Origin of the sequence: Acetobacter senegalensis (assembly GCF_001499615.1) — a bacterium.
Lineage (GTDB): Bacteria > Pseudomonadota > Alphaproteobacteria > Acetobacterales > Acetobacteraceae > Acetobacter > Acetobacter senegalensis.
In genome coordinates this window covers 2,050,001-2,068,178 of the sequence record NZ_LN606600.1, presented here as the reverse complement: position 1 = coordinate 2,068,178, position 18,178 = coordinate 2,050,001, and the positions used below count along the sequence as shown (strand labels likewise).

Here is an 18,178-nt window from a genome sequence, read left to right as displayed (position 1 = left end):
ATGGCGGTCATCGCGCCCACGATCGAGAAAGGCGTCGCCATCGGCGCGATCTTCAGTCCCAGAATAGAGCCGCCCCCGCTCACCATCGCGGGCGGTACCGTCGCGCTGGATGTAGCGGAGATGAGCAGCGGCCTTGCCATTCCGTCCGGCGGCACGGACGGAGCGGGATTTGACAATGACGCGACGGGTGCCCGGTCGGCGATGACTCCAGCCATTCGAGAGGTTCCGGGCGCGCACGAACATCGCCCCCCTTCCACGCTGCACACCACGCCCGGACGAGATGCTTCCCTCCCCTTTAGCGGCGCGACCAGGACCGCCGCCTCGGGGGCGTCCGCTCCCACCACTCGCCGCCTGCTGCTGGCGCGTAACCGTCCTCACCCTGGTCAGGAAACTCCTGGCACGACCGGTCTGCGGCGTGTCGGTGCGGATGCGACCCGGCCTCGGGCGGAACCGGTTGTCGTCACCCACGCTCATGGCCGCTGATCCGCCCGAAAACGCCAAAAACAGGCAAGAGTGCCGAGAAAAACGGGGCGGAAACTGGCTTCGCCGCTCGTCGCGGCACCATACCCCCTCAAAGGGGGTGCCACCCAAAACAATGTGCAGACAAGGGCTTGCCCTGCGGATCGGACCCATGGGGTGCCGTCCGCTTTAATCTTGCGCTCCCTCTTCTGCCCTCTTTTCGCCTCTCTGCCCCCTGCCCCGCATCCTCTCATCATGGCCGCGATCCCCTACCGTCACCCACCACGAACAGGCCATCTGATCGCGGCATGATCCCCGACATATCGCGCGACTGTGCCGCCGCCGCACTGCGATCCGGCTGCACGATGAAGAGCGGCGCACGGGTCCAGACAAACCGATCAGCCGCCGCAATCATGACGGAAGCATCGCCCCCACCTCCAATGAACGGTGCAACGGCAGCGACATAAGCGCGTGTTTCCGGCGGCAGCGGACGCCCGGCCAGAGACGCCTCGTAGCGATCGGGACCGGCGTTATAAGCGGCGAGAAAACCCGGCGAACCGTAACGGTCATGCAGTTCACGGAGATAGGCCGCGCCCGCCAGAATGTTGTCGCGCGGATCGTAGGGATCACAGCCGAGATGATGACGGACACGCAGTTCCGCCCATGTGCCGGGCATGATCTGCATCAGCCCCATCGCACCCGCCGACGAAACCACGCCCGGATCACCTGCACTCTCGGCCCCCATGACGGCCTTGATCCAGGTCACCGGAATGTCGAAACGCCGCGCCGCCTCAGCGACCTCGGCAGCATACGGGACGTCGATTGTCTGCGCCGATACTGCAACCGGCACCATGGACACGAGACATCCCGTCACCAGCAGACAGGCGATCCGGGTCTGATTGCGCATGATATCAATCTCGCCCATCGCGCTTCGGCGGCCGGCTCCAGTGCAATGACCAGAGACCGCCATTGCCACCATCACGGAACAGATTGGCACGCAATGGCTGCGGCAGGAGCGGATCGTCAATCAATAGGGCAACGTAATCGCCGGCACGCTCGCCCGTGCGTTTCCAGCCGGCACCGATCTCCGGACCGTCCTCATCCTCGCGATGGATGCGATAATCCGGTGCATTGTCGGAGTCCGATTTCTCGGCCTGCACGATGGCGATCTCATGGGAACCGAGGAAGGTCTGGATGCGTCCGGCAAAGCCGGTCTTGTCGCGCGTGAAGCTACCGATCTGCGGCATGGGAAGTCTCCATAGCGACGTTGGGGAAGGACAGCACCGGCCTCTCAGCGAACAGGCCGTGCCAGACGAAATGACCGTCGCCGTGCGCGTCGGTGTAGAGCGGCGTCGCCCGGCCGATCACGGCGGCGCGCGGGAGCGGGCCGAAATAGCGGCCGTCCAGACTGTCGCGAACGGACGGGTTCATGAGAAAAATCTGATCGGGTGCGATGCGGCGGCAGCCCTGCCAGACCGGCAGCACACGCCCACGCCGATCGCGATCCTGCGCTTCGCCGAGCCGCACACCATCCACGGTGACGGTACGGCCAGCACGGCAGACCTGTTGCCCCGGCAGCGCCGCGACGGGCTTCAGCAGCGGCACATTCCGCCCGATATAACCGCGCGCGACCATGAAATCGGCCAGCGGCTTCGGTGGCCTGACGGCGACCAGATCACCAGCCTTCAACCCGTTCGGCGCTACAAGATCGTACAAACCAAGCGGCGTGCTGGCAGAGGCATTCCAGAGCAGCTTCACCGGCACGGGAACGATGGCGGCGACGGCCACACCCATCGCGGCAAAATACGTCACCATGACATAGCCGAAGCGGGTCATGGCACGATCTCCTGCCGTCTGAGCCACGCTCGATGACGTACCATCGTGTAGACGCGCGGTTTCTCACCCGCGTTCAGCCGGTTGCCGACATGCCGCCAGTGATCGGGCGCGACCGTGCAGGCGTCGATGCCGGCGTGTTCCACCGCATCAATATGGCGGAGCACCTGCTCAACCTTGGGCCAGCCCGCGACCCTCAGCAGGATTTCACCGCCCGGCCGGACGAACGGCACCGTCTGACAAGGTTCTCCCGGTGCCACGGCGCGCAGGATGTCGATGCGTGACGCGATCGTGCCGAAATCATTGGCCGCCCAGCGGACGAAGGCCAAGACGCTGCCGGGACGGAAGGAGAAGATACGGCGCCGACGGTCGAGGATCTGTTCCTGAGCCTCATGGCCGAACCTGATCCAGTTCTCGACGCGCTTGTCGATGTGGGTCAGTTCGACATGGGTCAATGCGTCGCGTGAGAACGGCAGGGCGTTTCCCCACGCACGGGACGTTGTGGCGCTGGTCATGGCCGATCTCCCGGCATGGGAGAAGGACCGTGCATATCCGGATCATGCGGCCTGTCAGCGGCACCGGCACCACAGTCGGTATCCGGCCGCCCCAACATCAAAAAGTTAGATTCTAAGTTAGACTCTAAGTTAGGAGCGCGATTCCGCGTTTCAGGCCAAAGACTTAACTGGGGTTCGTGCGCCTGAAATCCCGATAGTGATGCGCCCGAAGTCCCGATAGTCCCTGCGCCCGAAATCCCGTGTCCATCCACACCATCATCCACAGGCACTGTGGACAAGTTGACGGGACGAATATGCAGCAGTTTCCGCCGCCCTTCGCGCCGGATCGCGAGGCGATAACCGGGAAGCGACTGGCGGGCGGCGATGCGACGCAGGTCGAGCGCGAAATCGGTGACACGCGCCAGGCTGCCGGATTTCTCATGGAGATGGGGAATCTCGAACAGCCAGTCCTGCGGCTGGTGCCCGGCATGTTTGCGGGCGACGCGATAGAGCCAGCGTTCGATACCCCCGGTCAGGCGGAAATAGGCCGGGTCGATGGTCAGGACCAATGACCGGTCGATGACACCGCGATAGAACTAGTCGGGGAGAACGCATTCCATACCCTCGACACGCCCATCACGGGTCGTCCGCTCCTCCCATTCGTTGATCCAGGAGAACTGGTGTCGGCGCCAATGCTCGCCGTTGCGGATGGTGGTGCGGATCACGGTTGATTGCAGCCGGGCGAACGCGGCCTTGAGCAGCCGGTATTCCCGTGAGCCCGTGGCACGACCCACGGCCGTCAAAAGCTGGTATGGGGTAAAGCGCAGAAAGCGGGATGTCCTGAGGCCGCCATTCTCGGCCTCGACGATCTGGCTGGCGGCCCAGATCAGCACATCGGCATCCCAGATGGTCGCCATGCCGTGCTCAGCCAGGCCATGTATCTCGACACGCTGGCCGCCGGCCTCATAAAGGATCGGCGCGACCCGCTTTGCTTTGGAAAGCGAGAAGAACGGCCGTTCCATGAGGTCGCGCTGATCGCGGGGACTGGCATCGCCGCCCGCGATAATGAAGGGATCAAGACGCAGCCGCTCGCTCTCCCGCCCCTGCTGGCCCCGCTGCGGCATGACGCCGGCCATTCAGAGGGTCGCCTTTTCGGCCGGAGTCAGCGGGCGGGCGGGAAACACGCGGCAGGGTGTCTCGTCCGTCGTGGACCTACGGATACCGTTCTCGGCCCATCCCTGAAGATCTGGGAGGGCATAGACGATGCGACCGCCAATCTTGCGATAGGTCGGGCCGGTGCCGTAGGTGCGATGTTTTTCCAGCGTGCGGATGGAAATGCCGAGGAAGCGCGCCGTAACCGGCCGTTCTGTGCCGCCTTGATTATGCGGCCTTTTTGTGAAGCGTATTCGCGGGTTGCCAGTTCCATGGCAACAATTCGTGGAGGCGGTTGATCTTGTGTTCGTTGATGCGGGCGAGAACATCGGCGAGGTAATCGTGCGGGTTGAGGCCTGAAAGTTTTGCGCTTTCGATAAGCGTCATGGCATCAGCGATGTTGTCGCCCCCGGCGTCTGAACCGGCAAACAGATAGTTTTTCCGCCCGACGCATACCGGTCGTATGGCCCGTTCGGCAGGATTGTTGTCGATGGCAACACGACCATCTTCGAGGAAGAGGGTAAAGGCTGCCCACCGGTTGAGCGCATAACGGATTGCTTTTGCCAGTTCCCCCTTGCCAGGGATACGGGCGAGCTGTGTTTCGCACCATGCGTGGAATGCTGTGACACGAGGGCGGCTTTTTTCCTGTCGGACAGCCAGACGATACGGAGCAGGAGACCCGGTGAGCTGCCGCTCGATATCGTAGAGTTCCCCGATCTGCTCGAGTGCTTCCCTTGCGATTGTCGAATCACTGCCCTTCCAGACATCATGGAAGGCCCTGCGGAGATGAGCCCAGCAGGCCGCTTCGCGCACATGCACGGTTCCCGTTGCATCGGGTTTATACAGATCCCTGAACCCCGCGTAGGCGTCAGCCTGCAGAATGCCCCGGAACTGTGCCAGATGGGTCTGGGGATTGATCCCCTTGCGATCGGGAGAGAACCAGTAGGCCACGGCGGGCGGATCACTCCCGCCCCAGGGGCGGGGATCGCGCAGATAGGTCCAGATCCGCCCTTCCTTCACACCACGTGGTTTCCCAGCCTGGCGCAGACGGGAATCAAGAACCTGGATGGGTGTATCATCGGCATGCAGCAGGTCTGCCTTTACGACATCCTGACGGATCAGATCTGTGAGAGGACGCAGAACGGCAACGGCCTGACCACACCAGTCGATCAGGGTTGAACGGGGAATGTCCACACCCTGACGGGCAAAGATCTCGTTCTGACGATAAAGCGGGATATGGTCATCGAATTTCGAGACCAGGATATGGGCCAGAAGCCCGGGGCCAGCCATCCCCCGTGGAACAGGGCGCGACGGTGCTTCAGGCTGCACCATCGTTTCGCAATGGCGGCAGGATTTCTTCAGCCGTGCCGTTTCGACAACTTTCAGTTTTGCCGCAATAAAGTCCAGTATTTCGGTGACATCTTCGCCTACAAGACGCAGAGGACCGCCACAGGCAGGACAGGCCTCACCCGGGTCGAGAACAATACGCTCCCGTGGTGTCGTGTCAGAAACCTGTGGTTTGCCACGCTGCCGTGGGGGAGAGACTGCATCATCGCTGACATCATGCTCCCTGATATCAGGAGAAGGATCGGCTGCCGCGATGGCGATTTTTACATCTTCAAGGAGCAGTTCGAGCTGTTCAATCTCACGGTCTATCTTTTCTGAACTGGCCCCGAATTTCTGTTTCTGAAGGCGTGCGATCCGGATTTTGAGAGACTGGACAAGAGCCTCATACGCACGGGCCGACGCAGAAAGCCGGGCCACTTCGGTCTGCAGGGAAACAATCATTTCCCTCAGGATATCCGGATCATCAGGCAGGACCACGGGTGCAGGCGTCATTATGAAAAAATAGCAGAAAATCTAAGAAAATTCAAAAGGTTCTACACGATCACGCCATAAAAATCAGGCTACGCGAGACGGTGGTGCAGACCAGGAAGGGCGTCTCCACTCCATGCCTTCCCACAGCATGGCCATCTGTGCTGTCGTCAGGCGTGCAACGCCCTCTGCCGGAGACGGCCATGGAAAACGTCCCTTCTCAAGCACCTTGTAATAAAGACAGAACCCCTGACCGTCCCACATCAGAAGCTTGATCCTGTCGCCACGGCGACCACGAAAAGCAAAGAGCGCCCCTGATGTCGGGTTCTGACGCAGCACGTCCTGTGCCAGTGCTGCCAGACCCGATATGCCCTTGCGCATATCGGTCACCCCGCAGGCCAGATAGACACGCACGCCGTTGCCCACGCCAATCATGCCGTCTCCGCAATCTGGATGACCCGGGCCAGAAGATCTTCGGCAGGATGTCCCGTCACCCTGATACTACGGCCATTGCGCAGCACTATGGCCAGTTCGTCAGGTCCACCGCCAGATGTCACAGCAGGTGTCGTCACTGAAGCAACAGGAATAAACGCCACAGACTGATCTGGCGAAGATAGTCTTTGACGGAATGAACTCCGCCATTGGTAAAGGTGTTGGCGGGTCAGGTCATGCCGACGTGCCACATCCGATACACTCGCTCCATCCACACCAACTTCAGACAGTATCGCCAGTTTGCGTTCATCCGACCAGCGGCGACGGCGTTCAACACCAATCAGGATTTCCTGGGCCATTCTTACCTCTCAAATGACGTCAATAACGACGTCGTTAACGACGGTAAGTTACCAGTCACAATCTTTAATCATAAGGCGGCCTCAAACGGCCGGTTACAGCGCGCCGCATCCGGCGTGCGCAGGAAACGGGGCGGCAACCCCGTCTTGGGATCGAGCATGATCGGGCCTCCGGTTGGGTTCGGCGGCTGTCGGTCACGACAGCGGGCCATGGCGAACCGTGGCGGAGGGTCGGCGGTCTGGAGAGTGCCGGAATCAGGTGGGATCGATTCCGGCACCTCGATAGGAAATGTTTATTGAGAAGGATCGTTATGACCAGTAAACTGAATCTCCACTTTTCCACTACTCGATGCTGTTCACCGAGGGAGTCTCAGGAATGCGCAGAATTATTCCTTCGAATTTATCAGATTGCTTGCCACATAGGAGTGCAAGTTCGTGGGCCAAATCAGGATGTGCACGAGAAAAAACAGCTCGATCATGGATATTTTTAATATTCTCGACAACTCCCGCCAGACGCTCAATATGATGAAGTAGACCCTGAATGGGCAGCCTTGACACTCTAACGACTAGAATTTTGTAGTCTTCGGAGTCTTGGTAATATTCTTTGAAGGCATACCCGTCTTCCTCTGCAATGAAAACCTGCTCGCCCTGTAGGCGATAATTGTAGCCTCGATAGAAAACTTGGCCACGCCGTATAAAAGTGTAGGAAGTTCTCGAGATATCTATTTTCGGCAATGTCGCGTCGATTAGAGAAATCTGGGATTCAGACGATTTATACGGACCTGTTACGGTAATAGATGTATATCCGGTGATATTCGGCCGATCCTCAATGCGTGGAACATCCCAAAAAATGTTCAAAATACGATCTGATGGTTGTATGGAGTCAATAGTTTCCATTAAGAATAGGAGCGTTTCCAATCCTTTTTTATTGGAAACTGCTGCGCGCAAATCAACTCCGTCAGTCCATTCTGACATTAGCTCGATTGATTTTTTCTCGATAAAATCTTTCACTTCCGTAATATTCTCAATTGCTTTGCTATCAAAATCCATCAACAGCAAAATCACGGACTGATATCCACTGAACGTTACCAGTTGTTCCAATAGAGCAATTCGACGGGCATCTGTCTTCTTAAGTTCTCCAAGTGACACCTCAACCAACTTTCGAAGTCGTCTCAGAATCTGATCAGCATCCGAATAAATTAGTTTGATATGTTCCTTGGCCTTATCCAGAGGCAGAGATAACGCTAGGAGAAGATTTTCCCGTACAAATTCAATGTCTGTGCTAAGTTGGGTATTCTTCCACGCTTGCAACTCTTCGACGCGATCTATCACTTCCGCAAGGAGAATATTATTCTCTGCGACCTGCTTTTTAATTTCGGAAATATTTCCGGAAAGGTGACCAAAACAATCCACAAACCAATTCAAGTAATATATATCTGGACGGATCGATGATCGACTAACGGCCTCGTAAATAGCATCCAATTGACGTAGCGGCACCAAACCACTTTCGACTTCGAGCATGGGCCCCATCCAATGGCCTTTTTCCTTGCGGAGCAAAGAACCAGTTCGGCCATGAGGCTTCCATCCTTTGGGTACGCCAACCACAATTGCTGAGCCTGGCTCGATTTCGTGTTCATTGTGACTGCTCATAATCTCAGGCCCTCACTTATCCACTTTATTACCAAATTCTGGGAATTTATCATGACTTTAGCAGATTGAGTTTCTGCAGTCCTTATTTTATCTGCTCATCAGCGTTGCCTATTAGCGTACCGTGATGAAACTCCATCGCCCATTTGGCGAATAGGCTCCAAGGAACTCATATCAACGGCGGATGGTTCTAACTATCTGCGATGTCACTATGGACACCCCCAGTGCGTCCTGCACGAATGAGCGGAACCCAATGCGCTTTTTCTGGCAGACAACCCGATCTGCACTTTGCGCAAACCTAAGGTAGCTACGTGGCCTATTATGACCAAAAAAAAATTTACGTTGAGTATCATCATCCAGCTATCAACCCAATTTGGACAGGGCCTTAATCGTTAGAATTTTTAGCCAAAATATAATACACATCATAATATTTTAGCCAAATCAATATGAGGAATATTTGGGATAAGAGAGGTAGAATTTGTGAATTCCTCAGAATTAAGGTCAATTAAACCTCTCCAGTAATGTACATAATTGCCATTGATTTCTATTACTCCATGAGGACGAAATCTATTCGCATCAAGATCACCGTACTGAATATTTCCTCCCACGCTTGGCACTTCAGGATCGTCAATGACGGATTTGAGTGCTCCAACGATAGTACGTGGGGTTAGCGGCTGTCCTTCGAGAATACGCTCAGCTTCGGCTTTACCGCTTCCCATCACCTCTATCTCACCCGGTTGTAAAAGAACCTCAGTTAATGAAGGAATCGTTGTTTCTGTCAGTTCCATTTTATAAATCCGGTGCTTACATGCCTTTTCACACCACCCTCCAAATATAATACCGACATTAATTTTACCATTAGTTTTGAAATCTGCATCTCGCGCTATGGTGTCGAATGCATGGAAAATAAATTTAGACAATGCATCCATGTCATAGTCGGACCACCCCGGAACGGCTTGGACCTTGAAAAGAATTTCTGCCAGAGCCTCCTTCATCATCAATGGTATAATGCTGTAACCGGCAAATGTGATGGCAATATCTCCACATCGAATAAGGGAGGGTTCTTCTCCATCTATGGCGGGACCATATATATTATAAGGCATTCTATTTATCTTAATACCGAAATCGCTTGACGATGCGCCCAAATTGACTCGCGAATCTGAAAAAAAATGAACTCTGGATCTAGGATCTCTCCAAACAATATTTAGGGTCAATTGTTGTCTCCTAGTGTTGAGAATACCTATAGCTTTCTATTTATAGATACCTGTTTTTCTAGGTCCATTCAAATAGCTCGCATCCCCGGAGCGTCATCTTTTTGACCTGATATTCGAACGTCAGCCTCATTCGGCAACAGAGCTTTGCACCGATCATATCCGCTACGTGGCATAGCAAAAAGCGGCTCTAATAACGATCGCAAGAAAGAAAGGAGCAGCCACTCCCGGACAAACCTCAGCATTCCAATAGTCGGATCGGATAGTGCAGCAAATCACGATAGCCTCCCCGAACATAGTACCTACCGTCGGCGACAAGGCGGCGAACCTGATTTTTACGTGGATCACTGTCCCAGTCCGCCTTCCTGCCTTGAAACCCGAGTAAGACCTCGGCAAGTTTGCGGTAGCTCACACCAGCGGCCCGACCATCAAACGCCCTGAGCATTAGAATATGCCGATCCTGCGTCTGCTTTGGGAAATCATGAGCCCGCCTGCCCTCGGACCGGCTAACCAGCGCGCGCCATAAACGCAGCACAGCTTCCGCGCGAAGCTCCAGCAACTTATCAACCGGTATGATCACGACATAGGTGGCGGGTCCATCCACCGGACGTGTCGGAAGCCAGAACTGATGCGCAGACGTGCTAGGCTGCCAAAAACCATGCCATGCATCATTTTCATCCAGCCGCGCAACAAGGTCCGTTAATTCCGCGAGATTGATCGGCATGGCGGCCGGATCATCCGCATCCGTGAGAGATGCACGCAGTTCTATGACGTCAGGCGAGAGTTCCGGTATCCAGAAGACAGGCGTGCGGCCAGCAGGCTGCGTCGGGTCGACAGGGAAATCGCAAACCCCATCGTTTGGAAAAGGCTTTGCTGCCCCCTGACTTCGGGGCGGCAAGCGCTTTCGTTCGCTGAAACGCGCGACGGTATTCACCGTCACGTCGAAGATATTCCCAGGCCATGCCGGCAGCAGCAATGTCTTGTGCATGTTCGTAAGCGGCCGGCGACTGCCAATCTGACATCAGCATCGCGTTACCCTTCCTCTTGCGCCTGCTTCGGGCAGCAGGACAATCAGGATGCGCAAAAGGAAGATTTTGTGCAGACTGCATTTGGAGATATGTCGATCTCGTAACGCGATCGCACGACGTTACGACGTTCGTCCGCCCGTGCCAGAATATTCCGCGAGCCGGGCACTCGCCCGGCGAGCGTCGCTTATTTTCCATCTTCCCGCCGCCGATCCGCGAAGTCGGATCGGCGCAAATTTGTGCGGACAGACAGACCAAGGAAGGGTGCACCGCAGAACCGAATTGTCGGCCCTGCGGCGTTCACTCCCTATGCCGCTATTTTCTTCGCCGCGTGCCAGGCCAGCCGCCGGGTCGCCGTTGCCGCGTGGTCCGCGTCCAGTTCCATCCCCAGCCAGTCACGCCCAAGATGCTGCGCCGCCACCAGCGAGGAACCCGAACCGCAAAACGGGTCCAGCACCAGGCCACCAGCCGGGCAGAACGCATCCACCAGGGGCAGCAGCGCCGCGACGGGCTTTTGCGTCGGATGCAGTTTGTTCCCGGAATACGGCATGTCGATCACGTCCGGCACTGGCTGACCGGGCCGCTTTACGTTCCCTTTCGCCAGCAGATAGGCGCTTTCGTGCTCATAGCGCAGAAACCCCGACGATGACGCGTAGGATTTGCGAAAGACGATATGCCCGACCATACGGAACCCTGCCGCTTTCCAGGCATCAGCGAAGAGGTCGATCTTGTTCCAGCCGTAAAAGCTGACGGCAAGACCGCCCCATTTCAGAACACGGTGCATCTCGTTGACCGCCGGCCGGAGCCAACGCGCGTTATCGTCGTTACGGACCTTCCGGCCGTCCCTGCCCTGATAATTTACCAAGTAAGGCGGGTCTGTCAGGATGAAATCCACCGCATTGCGAGGAAGTGCGCGCATGAGCTGCACGCTGTCGCCGTTGAGGATGGTATTGCGGAAATCGGTTGCCGTGGTGGTGTTGCCGGTCATGGTCTTTGCCCTTTGTTCCGCGAGGAACAGCCCCCGCTGTTCCTCTGCCTCGCGGCGAGCAGCGGGGTAGCAACGGCAAGGGCGACCGATGGGGAGGGGTCTCTCCCGGTCTGCACGGAGCGTAGCGGAGGAAGATCGGGGACACCCCATCGGGCGGCGTCAGCCTGCTGACGCGCACCCTTGCCGGCGCGAGGGCGGAGCCCTTAGCCTGTTTTTACCTTGAGAGCCGCCCCGGCGGCCTCGGAGATGGCAGCCATGATTTGGAGCCTGGCCATCTTTTCGGGAATTTCGAGCAGCGGGATACCCGCCTTCTGCAAAGCCAGACGCTTCACCGCCATGCGGTCATCCGCATCGCCAGACAGGTCGTGGCCTGTGCCATTATATTCGATCACCAATACAGGCAGCCCATAGCGATCAATCAGCAGGAAATCGACACGCTTGCCGCTATAGGAACTGAAAGCCTGCTTCTGGCGCGGATCTTCCGGATCGTAGGTCGTTCTGATGAACCCGCCCATCGAAACTTCGAAAGCGAAACGCCAGTCGGGCTGATACGTCCTGATCCACTCGTCAAGCGCGTAGAGCACCTGCACAGCCTCCTTATTGACGGGACGGAAGGCCCGCAGACTGCACGGACTGATGAAATGTAACTGGTTTTGCGTATTGGAGAGGTCGTTGTCCTGAAAATATTGCCGCCGACGCTCTGCGTCCTTCTTCTGGTCGGCGGCCTGTGTTTCCAGTGTGGAAATCCGGCGGCGTAACGACGAAAGCTCTGTGTCGCGTCCAGATATCTGACGATCCAGACTCTGAAGTCGGGCATTCCTCTCGGCAATCTGTTGCCCTGCCTGTGCCAGATCCGCCGTCGCGCGCCGCCCCCGGATATAGAATCCGATGGCATATCCAATCGCCAGAAGAATGATCACCTTTTCCACAACCGATAAGCCTCCCTTTTCTGCGCGATCACCGCCGATTACCGCATCGACCGGCGCACGGTCTTCTCAAATCCCCTTCTCCTGTCCTTCATCGTTCCTGTCGCCCCACGACCCGGAAGGTGGACAGGATGGCACGCAAACCCGACAGGATCAGGATCGAAGTGTTCGGCCCCGCCGAGGCGGAAACGGCCGAAGACGCGTTCCGCCCGTCCAATGACACCATTCGCTCGCTCGCCCGCCTGATCGGCCGTCAGATGGCTCGCGAGCAGTTCGAGCGTGCCAGCGCCCTGGAGCGGAAACAGGCCCGGCAGAACCGATCCGGCCCCATGCGGTAGCTTCCCCTCCCCGGCTGCGTTTTCCCCGGCGAACAACCTCTCGCCAGGCAGTCGTGCATTTTTCTTGTGACCATTATGGTCCCGTGATATAAGGTCAGTCAATGAGGATCATTGCCCGACGCACGCTGAGAGAGTTCGTCGACAGTCTGGCGGGCCAGAAGGACCAGTCGGCCGTCAAGGCGGCGCTGGACGCCTGGTTCGCCGAAGTCGGCAAAGCTGCGTGGACGAGCACCGCCGATGTGAAGCGGCTTTATGCCACGGCCAGCATCGTCAGCGCCGAGCGGATCGTCTTCAACATCAAGGGCAATGCCTATCGCCTGGTTGTGGCGGTCGATTTCGAGAAAAGCATCGTCTGGATCAAATGGATCGGCACGCATAAGGCGTATGACAGGATCGACGTGACGGAGGTGGAACATGACGGCTGATCTGAAGCCCATCCGCAACGAGGCGGATTATGACGCAGCGCTGGGAGAAGTCGGGCGGCTATGGGGTGCGAAGAGCGGCACACTGGACGGCGACAGGCTCGACGTGCTGGCGACCCTGATCGACGCCTATGAGGCCAAGCACCATCCGATCGACCCGCCCGATCCTGTCGAGGCGATCCGCTTTCGGATGGAGCAGCAGGGGCTCACCCGCAAGGATCTGGAGCCGATGATCGGCCCGCGCAACCGGGTAGCCGACGTGCTGAACCGCAAGCGTGGCCTGTCGATCGACATGATCCGCCAGTTGCATGACGGCCTCGGCATCTCGGCCGAGGTGCTGATCCGGCCCAGCCGGATGGACAAGGTCGCCTGATAAGGAACATCCCCATGACCCGCGTCGCCCTGTATGCCCGCTACTCGTCCGACAACCAGCGCGAGGCGTCGATCGAGGACCAGTTCCGCATCTGCCGGGAACACGCCAAGCGCGAGAAATGGAAGGTGGTCGGCGCTTACAAAGACGCGGGCATCTCCGGCGCCAGCATGATCCTGCGTCCCGGCATCCAGACCCTGTTGCAGGATGCCCAGGCCGGACGGTTCGACATCGTGCTGGCCGAGGCACTGGACCGCATCTCGCGCGACCAAGCCGATGTCGCTACCCTGTTCAAGCATCTGAAATTCGCCGGCGTGCCGATCGTCACCCTGGCCGAGGGCGAAATCTCAGAATTGCATGTCGGCCTCAAGGGCACCATGAATGCCCTCTTCCTGAAAGACCTCGCGGCCAAGACCCATCGTGGCCTGCGCGGTCGGGTCGAGGATGGCAAATCTGGTGGTGGCCTCTGCTACGGCTACCGCGTCGTCCGTCGTATCTTCCGCGACTTCGCCGCCGGCATCGGTCCGCGCGCCATTGCCAAGGCGCTGAACGATCAGGGCGTCACCGGCCCCGATGGCAAGCTGTGGAGTGACACCACTATCCGGGGCCATGTGAAGCGCGGCACCGGCGTCATCAACAATGAGCTGTATATCGGCCGCCTAGTCTGGAACCGTCAGCGCTATGTGAAAGATCCCTCCACGGGCAAGCGCGTCTCGCGCCTGAACCCGGAGTCAGAATGGGTCATCACAGACGTGCCCGATCTGCAGATCGTCGATAACGCACTCTGGCAGGCGACCAAAGCCCGTCAGAGCGTCATCGCCGAAAAATACGTCAACGTCACTGAAGCTGTAAGGGCGCATCACAAGCGAAATCGGCTCAACGGTACGCGTCGCCCGAAATCCCTGCTCTCGGGTTTGCTGTTTTGCGGCCAGTGTGGTGGTCCTTACACGCTGCGCGGTTCCGACCGCTTCGCCTGTTCAGGCCATGTCACCAACGGCTCCTGCACCAACAGTCGGACCATCCCTCGCCCCGATCTGGAACGCCGCGTGCTCTCCGGACTGAAGGACCGGATGATGGCGCCGGAAATCGCGGCCGAAGCCATGCGTGCCTATGCCGAGGAGACCAATCGCCTCAATCGCGAGCGCCGGTCCAATGCTGATGTCTGGCAGGTGGAACAGGTGAGGGTCGAAAAGCAGATCCGGGGCATCATCGAAGCCATCAAGGAAGGAATGTTCCATCCCAGCATGAAAGCGGAGATGGACACGCTCGAAGCCCGCAAGGCAGAACTGGCGTCACTGCTGGCCGACGTGCCTGACGCTGTGCCGGACCTGCTGCCTAGTGCTTCGGCAGTCTATGCCCGCAAGATCGGCCGCCTGACCGACTCCCTCAACCGTCCCGAGGAACGACTGGAAGCCGCTGAGGCACTTCGGGCGCTAATCGAGAAGGTCGTGCTGACGCCCGGCCCGAACCGGGGCGAGATCGACGCGATGTTGTATGGAGAACTGGGGACGATCTTAAATTGGATCGAGCAGCAAACCATTGGAAAGGCTGAAAAAAGAAACACTCCTGGAGCTGGACTCACGGGAGTGTCGGTATCATGGTTGCGGGGGCAGGATTTGAACCTGCGGCCTTCAGGTTATGAGCCTGACGAGCTACCGGGCTGCTCCACCCCGCGTTTGTGGTGATTTTAGGGTGATTTGGAAGACCTGGCGGCGACCGACTTTCCCACGACTTAAGCCGCAGTATCATAGGCGCTGGGGGTTTTCACGGCCGAGTTCGGGATGGGATCGGGTGGATCACTCCCCGCCATGGCCACCAGGTCATCCAAATCACCCTTGAGTTGGGGTGGTGTGGACGGTTGGGTATGATGAAGTATGACGTTTTGCATGGATGATTTCTGTGCACGGGCCGTTCTTTTAAGGGAACGGTAAGAGAGTGAGCCTATTGGGCGATTAGGACCAGTTAGCTACACGCATTACTGCGCTTCCACACCTGGCCTATTGACGTGATGGTCTATCACGGCCCTTGGGGAGACCTAGTTTTGAGGTGGGTTTCCCGCTTAGATGCTTTCAGCGGTTATCCCGTCCACACTTAGCTACCCGGCGGTGCCGCTGGCGCGACAACCGGTGCACCAGAGGTGTGTTCATCCCGGTCCTCTCGTACTAGGGACAAATCCTCTCAAGTCTCCAACATCCACGGCAGATAGGGACCGAACTGTCTCACGACGTTCTAAACCCAGCTCACGTACCACTTTAATCGGCGAACAGCCGAACCCTTGGGACCTGCTCCAGCCCCAGGATGTGATGAGCCGACATCGAGGTGCCAAACCTCCCCGTCGATGTGGACTCTTGGGGGAGATCAGCCTGTTATCCCTAGAGTACCTTTTATCCGTTGAGCGATGGCCCTTCCACGCGGGACCACCGGATCACTATGGCCGACTTTCGTCTCTGCTCGAGCTGTCACTCTCGCAGTCAGGCGGGCTTATGCCATTGCACTCAACAGCCGGTTTCCGACCGGCCTGAGCCCACCATCGCGCGCCTCCGTTACACTTTGGGAGGCGACCGCCCCAGTCAAACTGCCCACCATACAGGGTCCCGGATCAGGCTAACTGACCGCGGTTAGACATCAGAAAAATTCAGGGTGGTATTTCAAGGATGGCTCCACGGGAACTGGCGCCCCCGCTTCAAAGCCTCCCACCTATCCTACACAGAATGTCTCTGATGCCACTGTAAAGCTGCAGTAAAGGTTCATAGGGTCTTTCCGTCTGACCGCGGATACCCCGCATCTTCACGGGGAATTCAATTTCGCTGAGCCGATGCTGGAGACAGCGGGGAAGTCGTTACGCCATTCGTGCAGGTCGGAACTTACCCGACAAGGAATTTCGCTACCTTAGGACCGTTATAGTTACGGCCGCCGTTTACCGGGGCTTCAATTCAGTGCTCTCACACCTCCTCTTAACCTTCCGGCACCGGGCAGGCGTCAGGCCCTATACGTCGTCTTTCGACTTCGCAGAGCCCTGTGTTTTTACTAAACAGTCGCTACCCCCTGGTCTGTGCCACCCGCCAATGGTTGCCCACCAACGGGTCTCGCTTATCCCGAAGTTACACGAGTAATTTGCCTAGTTCCTTCAGCATCGTTCTCTCAAGCGCCTTGGTATTCTCTACCAGTCCACCTGTGTCGGTTTCGGGTACGGTCTATACGCCAGAGCTATTTCCTGGAATGCGCAAAAAGCCAGTCCAATCCATTAAGGACTGACAACATCTTGCATTCGTCACTTCTGACAGGTTCAGGAGTGTTCACCTGATTCCCATCGACTACGGCTTTCGCCCTCGCCTTAGGGGCCGACTAACCCTGCGTGGATTAACCTTGCGCAGGAACCCTTGGACTTTCGGCGACAGTGTTTCTCGCACTGTTTGTCGCTACTCATGTCAGCATTCGCACTTCCGATATCTCCAGAGAGGGTCACCCCGTCTCCTTCACAGACTTACGGAACGCTCCGCTACCGCGCATATCATAGATATGCACCCACAGCTTCGGCACGTGGCTTGAGCCCCGTTACATTTTCGGCGCAGGGTTTCTATTAGACCAGTGAGCTATTACGCTTTCTTTAAAGGATGGCTGCTTCTAAGCCAACCTCCTGGTTGTTTTGGAATCCCCACATCCTTTCCCACTTAGCCACGATTTGGGGGCCTTAGCTGGTGGTCTGGGCTGTTTCCCTCTCGACAATGGACCTTAGCACCCACTGTCTGTCTGCCAGGCTATACTTCCGGGTATTCGGAGTTTGGTTAGGTTTGGTAAGGCTTTGGGCCCCCCTAGCCCATCCAGTGCTCTACCCCCCGGGGTAAATACCTGACGGTCTACCTCAATAGATTTCGCGGAGAACCAGCTATTTCCGAGTTTGATTGGCCTTTCACCCCTAGCCACAGCTCATCCCCGACTTTTTCAACAGGCGTGGGTTCGGCCCTCCAGTGCGTGTTACCGCACCTTCAGCCTGGCCATGGCTAGATCACTCGGTTTCGGGTCTTCTGCCAGCAACTCGGCGCCCTATTCAGACTCGCTTTCGCTACGCCTACACCTATCGGCTTAAGCTCGCTGCAAACAGAAACTCGCTGACCCATTATACAAAAGGTACGCCGTCACCCCATAAGAGGCTCCGACTGCTTGTAGGCATTCGGTTTCAGGTCTATTTCACTCCCCTCGTCGGGGTGCTTTTCACCTTTCCCTCACGGTACTTGTTCACTATCGGTCACCAGGGAGTATTTAGGCTTGGAGGGTGGTCCCCCCATGTTCAGACAGGGTTTCACGTGCCCCGCCCTACTCAAGCATTCTCAAAGACACTACGCATACGGGGCTATCACCCACTATGGCGGACCTTTCCAGATCCTTCTGCTTCTTCTTCAAAAATGACTGGCCTGTTCCGCGTTCGCTCGCCACTACTAGCAGAATCTCAATTGATGTCTTTTCCTCCAGGTACTGAGATGTTTCAGTTCCCCGGGTTCGCCTCACAGCCCTATGTATTCAGACTGTGATACCCTTGCGGGTGGGTTGCCCCATTCGGATATCTACGGATCAAAGCCTGCTCGCGGCTCCCCGTAGCTTTTCGCAGCGTGCTACGTCCTTCATCGCCTCCTGGTACCAAGGCATCCACCGAATGCCCTTATCGCGCTCACTCACCCCATGCACAGAAACCATCCATACATCCTGAGACAT

The 18,178-nt window shown here is 57.3% G+C and carries 19 protein-coding genes, 1 tRNA gene, 2 rRNA genes and 2 pseudogenes; 5 read left to right on the top strand and 19 right to left on the bottom strand.

Going from position 1 to position 18,178, the window contains the following annotated elements:
* Positions 1 to 201 precede the first annotated feature (201 nt).
* Entirely contained in the window at positions 202 to 483 is a 282-nt protein-coding gene (locus ASN_RS20180) for a hypothetical protein (RefSeq protein ID WP_231948157.1), read from the top strand.
* 229 nt (positions 484 to 712) lie between these two features.
* Here the strand turns inward: ASN_RS20180 and ASN_RS09450 are convergent, their stop codons facing one another.
* The 15 genes and pseudogenes from ASN_RS09450 to ASN_RS09390 form a co-directional block, all read right to left on the bottom strand.
* Positions 713 to 1,366, bottom strand: a complete 654-nt coding sequence (locus ASN_RS09450; RefSeq protein WP_058989258.1) for a lytic transglycosylase domain-containing protein — start codon at positions 1,364 to 1,366, stop codon at positions 713 to 715.
* Between the two features lie 4 nt (positions 1,367 to 1,370).
* On the bottom strand, positions 1,371 to 1,706 hold the full coding sequence (locus ASN_RS09445; RefSeq protein WP_058988020.1) for a DUF736 domain-containing protein: 336 nt from the start codon (positions 1,704 to 1,706) through the stop codon (positions 1,371 to 1,373).
* The gene (locus ASN_RS09440) at positions 1,690 to 2,295 is read right to left on the bottom strand and encodes a S26 family signal peptidase (RefSeq protein ID WP_058988019.1); all 606 of its coding nucleotides are present in this window, start codon (positions 2,293 to 2,295) and stop codon (positions 1,690 to 1,692) included. The genes ASN_RS09445 and ASN_RS09440 overlap by 17 nt, the downstream gene beginning before the upstream one ends.
* Positions 2,292 to 2,807, bottom strand: coding sequence for a DUF2840 domain-containing protein (locus ASN_RS09435; protein WP_058988018.1), 516 nt, complete (start codon positions 2,805 to 2,807; stop codon positions 2,292 to 2,294). Before ASN_RS09435 ends, ASN_RS09440 begins: the two co-directional genes overlap by 4 nt.
* Positions 2,804 to 3,808 (bottom strand): annotated as a pseudogene (locus ASN_RS09430) (replication initiator protein A). Before ASN_RS09430 ends, ASN_RS09435 begins: the two are co-directional and overlap by 4 nt.
* 114 nt (positions 3,809 to 3,922) lie before the next feature.
* Entirely contained in the window at positions 3,923 to 4,192 is a 270-nt protein-coding gene (locus ASN_RS20175; protein WP_082666805.1) for a helix-turn-helix transcriptional regulator, read from the bottom strand.
* Complete coding sequence (tnpC, locus tag ASN_RS09425) at positions 4,167 to 5,777, bottom strand: IS66 family transposase (RefSeq protein ID WP_058986868.1); 1,611 nt, start codon at positions 5,775 to 5,777, stop codon at positions 4,167 to 4,169. Before tnpC ends, ASN_RS20175 begins: the two co-directional genes overlap by 26 nt.
* 63 nt (positions 5,778 to 5,840) lie before the next feature.
* On the bottom strand, positions 5,841 to 6,188 hold the full coding sequence (gene tnpB, locus ASN_RS09420; RefSeq protein ID WP_010510701.1) for an IS66 family insertion sequence element accessory protein TnpB: 348 nt from the start codon (positions 6,186 to 6,188) through the stop codon (positions 5,841 to 5,843).
* Positions 6,185 to 6,544: an IS66-like element accessory protein TnpA gene (tnpA, locus tag ASN_RS19220; protein WP_058986867.1), complete on the bottom strand. Its 360-nt coding sequence runs from the start codon at positions 6,542 to 6,544 to the stop codon at positions 6,185 to 6,187. The genes tnpB and tnpA overlap by 4 nt, the downstream gene beginning before the upstream one ends.
* A gap of 339 nt (positions 6,545 to 6,883) precedes the next feature.
* The gene (locus tag ASN_RS09410; RefSeq protein WP_157765164.1) at positions 6,884 to 8,191 is read right to left on the bottom strand and encodes a hypothetical protein; all 1,308 of its coding nucleotides are present in this window, start codon (positions 8,189 to 8,191) and stop codon (positions 6,884 to 6,886) included.
* A gap of 419 nt (positions 8,192 to 8,610) precedes the next feature.
* A complete protein-coding gene (locus tag ASN_RS09405) occupies positions 8,611 to 9,291 on the bottom strand; it encodes a hypothetical protein (protein WP_157765163.1) in 681 nt (226 codons plus the stop codon).
* Positions 9,292 to 9,637: 346 nt separating this feature from the next.
* Complete coding sequence (locus ASN_RS09400; RefSeq protein ID WP_058989257.1) at positions 9,638 to 10,123, bottom strand: DUF2285 domain-containing protein; 486 nt, start codon at positions 10,121 to 10,123, stop codon at positions 9,638 to 9,640.
* Positions 10,124 to 10,172: 49 nt separating this feature from the next.
* Complete coding sequence (locus tag ASN_RS20545; protein ID WP_407922307.1) at positions 10,173 to 10,361, bottom strand: transcriptional regulator domain-containing protein; 189 nt, start codon at positions 10,359 to 10,361, stop codon at positions 10,173 to 10,175.
* Between the two features lie 370 nt (positions 10,362 to 10,731).
* Positions 10,732 to 11,412, bottom strand: coding sequence for a DNA methyltransferase (locus ASN_RS09395; RefSeq protein WP_058988015.1), 681 nt, complete (start codon positions 11,410 to 11,412; stop codon positions 10,732 to 10,734).
* A gap of 203 nt (positions 11,413 to 11,615) precedes the next feature.
* Positions 11,616 to 12,341 (bottom strand): DUF2726 domain-containing protein, encoded by a 726-nt coding sequence (locus tag ASN_RS09390; protein ID WP_058988014.1) that lies wholly within the window; start codon positions 12,339 to 12,341, stop codon positions 11,616 to 11,618.
* A 128-nt stretch (positions 12,342 to 12,469) separates the two neighbouring features.
* Here ASN_RS09390 and ASN_RS09385 point away from each other — a divergent pair, with 128 nt between their 5' ends.
* From ASN_RS09385 to ASN_RS20540, 4 genes and pseudogenes are all read left to right on the top strand, one after another.
* The gene (locus ASN_RS09385) at positions 12,470 to 12,676 is read left to right on the top strand and encodes a hypothetical protein (RefSeq protein WP_058988013.1); all 207 of its coding nucleotides are present in this window, start codon (positions 12,470 to 12,472) and stop codon (positions 12,674 to 12,676) included.
* Between the two features lie 101 nt (positions 12,677 to 12,777).
* Positions 12,778 to 13,101: a type II toxin-antitoxin system HigB family toxin gene (locus tag ASN_RS09380; protein WP_058988012.1), complete on the top strand. Its 324-nt coding sequence runs from the start codon at positions 12,778 to 12,780 to the stop codon at positions 13,099 to 13,101.
* Positions 13,091 to 13,471, top strand: a complete 381-nt coding sequence (locus ASN_RS09375; protein ID WP_058988011.1) for a helix-turn-helix domain-containing protein — start codon at positions 13,091 to 13,093, stop codon at positions 13,469 to 13,471. Before ASN_RS09380 ends, ASN_RS09375 begins: the two co-directional genes overlap by 11 nt.
* A 14-nt stretch (positions 13,472 to 13,485) precedes the next feature.
* Positions 13,486 to 14,469 (top strand): annotated as a pseudogene (locus tag ASN_RS20540) (recombinase family protein); the annotation flags it as partial.
* On the opposite strand, the gene ASN_RS09365 reads toward ASN_RS20540, so the two are convergent.
* From ASN_RS09365 to ASN_RS09350, 4 genes are all read right to left on the bottom strand, one after another.
* The gene (locus ASN_RS09365) at positions 14,446 to 14,706 is read right to left on the bottom strand and encodes a hypothetical protein (protein WP_058988009.1); all 261 of its coding nucleotides are present in this window, start codon (positions 14,704 to 14,706) and stop codon (positions 14,446 to 14,448) included. The pseudogene ASN_RS20540 and the gene ASN_RS09365 overlap by 24 nt on opposite strands.
* 360 nt (positions 14,707 to 15,066) lie before the next feature.
* A tRNA-Met gene (locus ASN_RS09360) sits at positions 15,067 to 15,143 on the bottom strand.
* Positions 15,144 to 15,172: 29 nt separating this feature from the next.
* Positions 15,173 to 15,288, bottom strand: a 5S ribosomal RNA gene (rrf, locus tag ASN_RS09355).
* Between the two features lie 111 nt (positions 15,289 to 15,399).
* A 23S ribosomal RNA gene (locus tag ASN_RS09350) occupies positions 15,400 to 18,140 on the bottom strand.
* Between the last annotated feature and the right edge of the window lie 38 nt (positions 18,141 to 18,178).

Bases quoted from the DNA above. Each gene is read 5' to 3' on its own strand.
- ASN_RS20180 (WP_231948157.1), top strand. From the start codon at position 202: ATGACTCCAGCCATTCGAGAGGTTCCGGGCGCGCACGAACATCGCCCC.
- ASN_RS09450 (WP_058989258.1), bottom strand. From the start codon at position 1,366: ATGCGCAATCAGACCCGGATCGCCTGTCTGCTGGTGACGGGATGTCTC.
- ASN_RS09445 (WP_058988020.1), bottom strand. From the start codon at position 1,706: ATGCCGCAGATCGGTAGCTTCACGCGCGACAAGACCGGCTTTGCCGGA.
- ASN_RS09440 (WP_058988019.1), bottom strand. From the start codon at position 2,295: ATGACCCGCTTCGGCTATGTCATGGTGACGTATTTTGCCGCGATGGGT.
- ASN_RS09435 (WP_058988018.1), bottom strand. From the start codon at position 2,807: ATGACCAGCGCCACAACGTCCCGTGCGTGGGGAAACGCCCTGCCGTTC.
- tnpC (WP_058986868.1), bottom strand. From the start codon at position 5,777: ATGACGCCTGCACCCGTGGTCCTGCCTGATGATCCGGATATCCTGAGG.
- tnpB (WP_010510701.1), bottom strand. From the start codon at position 6,188: ATGATTGGCGTGGGCAACGGCGTGCGTGTCTATCTGGCCTGCGGGGTG.
- tnpA (WP_058986867.1), bottom strand. From the start codon at position 6,544: ATGGCCCAGGAAATCCTGATTGGTGTTGAACGCCGTCGCCGCTGGTCG.
- ASN_RS09410 (WP_157765164.1), bottom strand. From the start codon at position 8,191: ATGAGCAGTCACAATGAACACGAAATCGAGCCAGGCTCAGCAATTGTG.
- ASN_RS09405 (WP_157765163.1), bottom strand. From the start codon at position 9,291: ATGCCTTATAATATATATGGTCCCGCCATAGATGGAGAAGAACCCTCC.
- ASN_RS09400 (WP_058989257.1), bottom strand. From the start codon at position 10,123: ATGCCGATCAATCTCGCGGAATTAACGGACCTTGTTGCGCGGCTGGAT.
- ASN_RS20545 (WP_407922307.1), bottom strand. From the start codon at position 10,361: ATGGCCTGGGAATATCTTCGACGTGACGGTGAATACCGTCGCGCGTTT.
- ASN_RS09395 (WP_058988015.1), bottom strand. From the start codon at position 11,412: ATGACCGGCAACACCACCACGGCAACCGATTTCCGCAATACCATCCTC.
- ASN_RS09385 (WP_058988013.1), top strand. From the start codon at position 12,470: ATGGCACGCAAACCCGACAGGATCAGGATCGAAGTGTTCGGCCCCGCC.
- ASN_RS09380 (WP_058988012.1), top strand. From the start codon at position 12,778: ATGAGGATCATTGCCCGACGCACGCTGAGAGAGTTCGTCGACAGTCTG.
- ASN_RS09375 (WP_058988011.1), top strand. From the start codon at position 13,091: ATGACGGCTGATCTGAAGCCCATCCGCAACGAGGCGGATTATGACGCA.
- ASN_RS09365 (WP_058988009.1), bottom strand. From the start codon at position 14,706: ATGGAACATTCCTTCCTTGATGGCTTCGATGATGCCCCGGATCTGCTT.